The sequence below is a fragment of the Pseudoalteromonas sp. UBA2102 genome, assembly GCF_002331165.1.
GTDB lineage: Bacteria > Pseudomonadota > Gammaproteobacteria > Enterobacterales > Alteromonadaceae > Pseudoalteromonas > Pseudoalteromonas atlantica.
In genome coordinates, this window is sequence record NZ_DCYU01000033.1 from 48856 (window position 1) to 55020 (window position 6165).

The following is a 6165-nucleotide window of genomic DNA, read 5'->3' on the forward strand; positions in this document are numbered from 1 at the left end:
GTAGTACTACATTGGGGTGTTTTATTTAAATTAACTTAATTTATGCCATAACAATAAAGCCGACAACGGCAAGTGCCGCGGCAATTAATGTATAAGGTAGTTGCGTTACTGCATGGCTCATTAAATTACAGCCAGAGCCTTGTGCTGCAAGTACGGTAGAGTCTGAGTAAAAACAGGCTTGGCTACCAAATGATGAGGCCGATAACAACGCGCCAATAACCAGTGGAATATTAGCGTCAACGGCAGTTGCCAGTGGCATAACTATTGGGATCGACACAGCAAAAATACCCCAACTAGAGCCTGTAGCAAACGCTAACACCGCCATAGCAATAAATACCACCGCCGGTAAGTATTGGGCAGTCATGTACGGGCTCAAACTACCGATCACAAACTGCGCTAAGCCAATTAAGTCGCACACATCTTTAAATATAAATGCCGCTATTACAGTGCCAATAGCCGGTATCATGCTTTTAAAGCCATCAAGCATGCGCTCTATCATTTCGCTAAAGCTCATTAATTTTTGTTGTGCATAAAAAGGAAGCGTTACCGCCATAGTTGCCAATAAGCCTTTATATACATCTATTTCAAAGTAAACTGTAAAGGCTACTAGTAAAATTATAGGCAGTAAAAAGTTGTGTAATTTTCCTTTAGGGTCTGCATCTTCAAAGCTTTCTTCTACTGCTTTTACAGCGTATTCGTCGGCTGTTTGAATATCACTAAATTGCGCAGGGTCTACAGTCGCTTGCTCAACTTGCGATAACCTTTCGGCTTTTTTCATAGGCCCAATAGCAGGTATTACACCCAATACCACTAACAAAACCACCAATACTGCAAACCAGGCGTAAAACATATAAGGAATGGCTTGAATATAAACCGCAATGCCTTTGCCCTCCTCGGCAATGCCGTTATCGACTAACAAGCCACCAAAAAATACCGCCCAAGTCGATAAAGGGACAAGTACGCAAATCGGAGCCGCTGTTGAATCTACAACGTAGGCAAGCATTTCTCGGCTAACTTTAAATTTATCGGTAATGCGTTTCATCGTTTCACCAACGGTAAGCGCATTTAAATAGTCATCAATAAAAATAACCACACCTAAACAAAAGGTCATAAATAAAGAAGAGCGTTTACCTTTAGTGTAATTTAGCGCTAATTTGCCAAACGCCGATGCACCGCCAGTGCGCACTAATAAAGCGATTAAAGCGCCGAAGCCTCCGCACACGAGTATTAACCAACCTATGGTTTCGTCGGTCATTACTTTAAGTGACGTGCTGGCAAAGTTAGCAAGCACCTGAGCTGGGTCGGCTATTACTAAGCCAACTAAAGCGCCAATAAGTAAAGATAAAATAGGGCGGCGTAAAACAACAGCCAATACCACAACCACCGCTGGTGGCAGTAAACTTAATGCAGAAGGTTCAAGCATTTAAAGATTCACAAAATTAAAAGCATATTTAAATAATAAATTGCTTAACAAAAACAAAGCAGGTAATAGTTATTACGTGCCAAGTCACTGCTTTTGCCGCGTAGGGTGCTTTGCTGTTATGTTAAATTAATAGCGAAAGGGAAACGCGTTGGCTTTGGCGCCAGACGGTGCAAGAGAAGCATGCCGCTATTGTTGTGCCTGTAAAAACATCGGCGCAAAAATAATCCGGTTTTGTATTTCAGTCAATAAAAATTTACGTACAAAATAACTTTTTATAGGAGATAACGTGGAGGCCGTATTTAAAACCCAACGTTTATTATTGCGCTATGCAAATGAGCACGATGCAGCCATGTTACTTACTTTGGTGAATCAGCCAAATTTTATAAAATATATTGGCGATAAAGCCATTTATATGCACAGCGATGCCAAGCGCTTCATTGAGCAATCGTTTAGGGCAGCCCATAAACACCAAGGGTTTGGCCCTTATATTATTACTTTACACAATAGTGAAGTAGTAGGAGTTGTGGGTTTTTATAAACGCGATGTACTGCAACTGCCAGATTTAGGTTTTGCCTTGTTAACCCGTTATGAGAAAAACGGTTATATTTTTGAAGCGGCCAAAGCGCTATTACAAAATAGGCACACACTTGGGATAAAACAGGTCAGTGCTATCTGCGCAGCTAATAACACCGCATCTCAGTGTGTATTATTAAAGTTAGGTTTTAATAGGGTAGGCAAGGCGGTTATTAATAATGATAAAACCGCCGTAATTATATATGGTTATTAAAGTCGCGCTTGCTCTATGGCTTTTGCTACGCTTAGGTTTATATTTTGCCAAGTTTGCTCAAGGGTAGCCACTAAGCCATCGTAACCGTCATCTTCTATTGGAACTACATGCGAAAAATTATGCACACTAATCAGGCGGCGGCCGGTTTCTGGGTGGGTGTAATATAAGCGCCACAGGCCAGAAATATCAGCATTGCCTTGCATATCACCATTAAAGTGGTGCACTTCATACTCAAGCTCGTAAAATGTTTGCTGATCAAGCTCGGTAATTACCGGTAAGCCCTTAATAACCATCCAATTAGGCATTGCATTAAAAAGGGTTTGTTGCGCTGTAGCGGTGAGCATCACATCGGGCGATTCACCCCATAGGTTGTAATTTGCCGCATGAATTTGGTTGCTATCAATTTTCATTGCTATGCCCAAATTATTTAATGCGCCTCTAAGGGCCACGGTTTGCACTCTTAATTGGGCATCAGTTTCTTTTACATGGCGTGATGATGAAGCAATGGGTTGTTCAAACTGATAATACTGCGTTGCGGTTTGAATTGACGCACTGCACCCTGCAAGGGTAATTAACACGGTTATGGCTAAAAATAAGTGTTTCATTATTGCTTCCTTGGTTGTGGATCAGCAGGGAGTGCTTTATCAAAAATAAACATATTAGGTTGTTCGTTTAAACCCCGTGTAAGCGGCTGAATTTCTTCACTCAAGCGTTTAAATTCAAGCAAGGTTTGCTGTAATTGATGATGAAACTCAGAGCCGGCCTGATAACTTGCCATGGTTTTATCAAATTGACGCATGGTCACTTCAAACTGCTCCATACTTTTGGTCATTTTATCAAAGTTACGGTTAAAATCGCCGGGTAAGTTTTGGGTATCTTTTTGGCTTAATAACGCACGCATTTCGTTAGCAAGCGCTTGGTAGTCGCTAAATGTAGCCTGCATTTGCGCTAGGCTGTCTTCAATTTTTAAATCGTTTACCTTGTTAAGCACATCCGAGACCTGATCGGCAAGCACCGTAATGCCGCTAGAAATACTCGGAAATACATCATACTGGGCAAGCTTTGCTAAATGCGCTTTTGGTGCGTCGGGGTATATATCAAAATCTACATACACTGCACCAGTTAAAAGGTTGCCAGGTTTTAAAGAAGCGCGCATACCATTTTTTATCCAGCCGGTTAGGCTACTTTGCCAAAACTCTTTGGCCGCTGCGCTATCGTGATATAAACGGCCATACTCTATTTTAATCAGTACCGGCACCGCTGTATTATGGTTTTTAAAATGTGCAGGTTTGCCATTAACAATAACGTTAGCGGGGGCTTCTACCACGGTACCAATTCGGGTGCCGCGATATTCCACAGGCGCGCCGGGTCTTAGGCCACGTATAGATTGTTCAAAATCAATAATGTAGTAATCAAAGTCGTAAAAGCGCTCTTCTAGTGCTTCTTTGTAGCTTTGGCTTAGCGAAAAGTTGTGGCCGTCTTGGGCTAAGTCACCTGGGGCTTGTTGCTCTGGTAAGCCAACCGAAATACCGCCTTTGAGGAGTTTACTTAATGAGCCGGTACTTATATTAATACCATCGGCCGACAAATCTATTTCAATGCCGGCATTAACCCAAAATATAGAGTTTAATGTTATGAGGTTTTGATACGGTTCGTTAATAAAAATACCGTACTTCATTGCTTGGTTTTTCCAGTCAAAAGTAGCGGTTTCTATTTGGCCTATTTTATAGTTTTTAAAAAATATCCCAGTGCTTACCTCCAGTACTTCAGCGTTGTAGCTGAGTAACTGAAAACGCCCACCTTTTACATCTTTACCAATAAGGGCTGGCTCGTCTTGTAATACAAAACGCTCTTTTAGTTTTTTACTCTCCCCCGGTGAAAACTCTAAATAAACACCCGACAAAAGCGTACTCATACCACTAATGCCCGTTTCGTCTATACGGGGTTTAACAACCCAAATTTTGGCATCGTCGGTGAGGAGCTCATTATAGTTTTTGTCTATTTGTGCACGGGCAATAACGCTATCTTGCGAGTCAGAAAGGCGTATAGCATCAATTTGACCAATTTTAACACTGCGCACTTTTATTTCTGTTTTACCTGCAATAATGCCCTCTGCGTGGGGCATTTTTATATAAATAGTAGGGCCTACATTTGCTTGGTATTGATACAACATCCATATACCAACTAATAAGGCTATCAGTGGAATAATCCAAATAGCAGAAATTTTTGGTTTTGTTGTTACATTAGCCGTTTCGGTCATGCTTTATTCTCTGAATGTTTGTTTTTTGGTGTATCCCACAACAAGCGCGGATCAAACGCATGTGCAGCCATCATTTGGCATATTACCATAACAGTAAAAAATACAATGCCTAGCCCTGGGGTAATTGACATTAAGTTCCCTAGTTGCACTAAGGCAACGAGTATAGCAACAACAAATACATCGATCATTGACCATTTGCCAATAAATTCAGTAAGTTGATAAATTTTAGTATAGCCTTTTGTGTGCTTGTTAGCAGGTTTTGCCACCATAATGCATAAAAAACTCAGCACAAAGGCTTTGGCCAGTGGCACCACTACGCTGGCCAAAAATATAATGGCAGCAATGGGGTAGGAGCCACTTTTCCAAAGTGTTAGTACGCCGCCAATTAAGGTTGACGGTGACACATCACCCAGGCTGGTGGTGTGCATTATTGGTAATAGGTTTGCAGGTATGTAACACAGTACAGAAGTCACCAACCAAGCCGTTGCTTTTTGAACACTGTTGGGGTTTCTTACATGGGTTTTAGTGTGACAACGCGGGCAAATACTACTTTTACATAGTTGATGGCATACGTGGCAAGCTTTAATGTTTTGATCAATAGCGCGTTTGGCATGTGCTGCGTCTTCGAGTGTTGTTGCTGGTTTAATATGTGCCCATAAGCGCGGCTTATTTAAATGGGCAAGCGCCGCAATGTACATAATAACAAAGCCAATATATGCCCAAAAGCTGGTGCCAAAACTAATGTCGGCAAGCGACATAATTTTAACCATGCTTACTAACACGCCAATTAAAAATATTTCAGACATGATCCACGGCTCAAGGGCCAAAGTAAACTTGAGCAATCGCCTAGCGATGGCCTCAGGCAAGGATTGCAAAAGCCCAAGATGCATAGGAATAAGAATGATCAGTAAGCTCATTGGCAGCGCAATAATGCTTAAATCAATAAATAAGCCAAGTAACTCACTGTCGTAATTAAATAAAATTCGGGCAGCATCAGGCAGGGTGATGGTTTGCGTTATGCCGCTGCTACTAAATGAAATAAACGGGTAAAACATGCTGCTTAATAGCATTAGTAATGAGCCAATACTTAGCGCAACTACTTTACTGTCGTTGTTTACATCGCCTTCGCACAACTTATGGTGACAATGCGGGCACACGGCCATTTGCTTATCGGCTATTGCGGGTATATCAATTATTAGGTCGCAGCACGGGCAAATTGTTTGCAAGTTATAACCATCAAAGAAGAATGTTTACGCAATTTTGCTATATTTAAGTTATTAATACAACGCGATTCATCATTAAGCGCAATAACAATACGTTAAGGATAGATGTGAGGCTGTTATTACTTTGCTTTATTAGCTGTTTTTTTATAAGCCCGCCAGTGTCTGCCGCTTGGCAAAAACAGCCAATTGTGATTGCTGCCAGTGCGACTATTCCTCCCTATGTAATAGAAAAAACAGATACGGGTATACAACTTAATATAATTAAAGCGGCACTTATTGAGCAAGGCTTAGATAATATTGTGGTTATTTACATGTCTAACAAGCGCGCCGAGCAGCAACTACATAGCGGTAATGTGGATATACTGCTTAATTACGCAGGAAAGCGCGGCGCAGGTATTTACCCTAGTCAGCCAGTATTGAGTTATAAAAATGTGGCGGTATCACTTAAAAAGCGCAACTTTACTATTGAGAC

5 protein-coding genes and 1 pseudogene are annotated in these 6165 nt (G+C 41.3%); 2 read left to right on the forward strand and 4 right to left on the reverse strand.

The annotated features are described in order from the left end of the window. Positions 1–40 precede the first annotated feature (40 nt). Positions 41–1423, reverse strand: coding sequence for a Na+/H+ antiporter NhaC family protein (locus tag B2R65_RS03985; protein ID WP_286741265.1), 1383 nt, complete (start codon positions 1421–1423; stop codon positions 41–43). Positions 1424–1709: 286 nt separating this feature from the next. Between B2R65_RS03985 and B2R65_RS03990 the strand changes: the two genes are divergently transcribed. Further along, positions 1710–2210: a GNAT family N-acetyltransferase gene (locus B2R65_RS03990; protein ID WP_273607987.1), complete on the forward strand. Its 501-nt coding sequence runs from the start codon at positions 1710–1712 to the stop codon at positions 2208–2210. Here B2R65_RS03990 and B2R65_RS03995 read toward each other — a convergent pair. From B2R65_RS03995 to B2R65_RS04005, 3 genes are read right to left on the reverse strand one after another with little or no spacing between them, the layout of a single operon-like run. Next, the gene (locus B2R65_RS03995; protein WP_024031907.1) at positions 2207–2815 is read right to left on the reverse strand and encodes a PqiC family protein; all 609 of its coding nucleotides are present in this window, start codon (positions 2813–2815) and stop codon (positions 2207–2209) included. The two genes, B2R65_RS03990 and B2R65_RS03995, sit on opposite strands and share 4 nt — an antisense overlap. Then, on the reverse strand, positions 2815–4470 hold the full coding sequence (pqiB, locus tag B2R65_RS04000; protein WP_029771939.1) for an intermembrane transport protein PqiB: 1656 nt from the start codon (positions 4468–4470) through the stop codon (positions 2815–2817). Before pqiB ends, B2R65_RS03995 begins: the two co-directional genes overlap by 1 nt. After that, on the reverse strand, positions 4467–5633 hold the full coding sequence (locus B2R65_RS04005; protein ID WP_236695089.1) for a paraquat-inducible protein A: 1167 nt from the start codon (positions 5631–5633) through the stop codon (positions 4467–4469). The genes pqiB and B2R65_RS04005 overlap by 4 nt, the downstream gene beginning before the upstream one ends. A gap of 167 nt (positions 5634–5800) precedes the next feature. Here B2R65_RS04005 and B2R65_RS04010 point away from each other — a divergent pair. Beyond that, a pseudogene (locus B2R65_RS04010) lies at positions 5801–6165 on the forward strand (substrate-binding periplasmic protein); the annotation flags it as partial.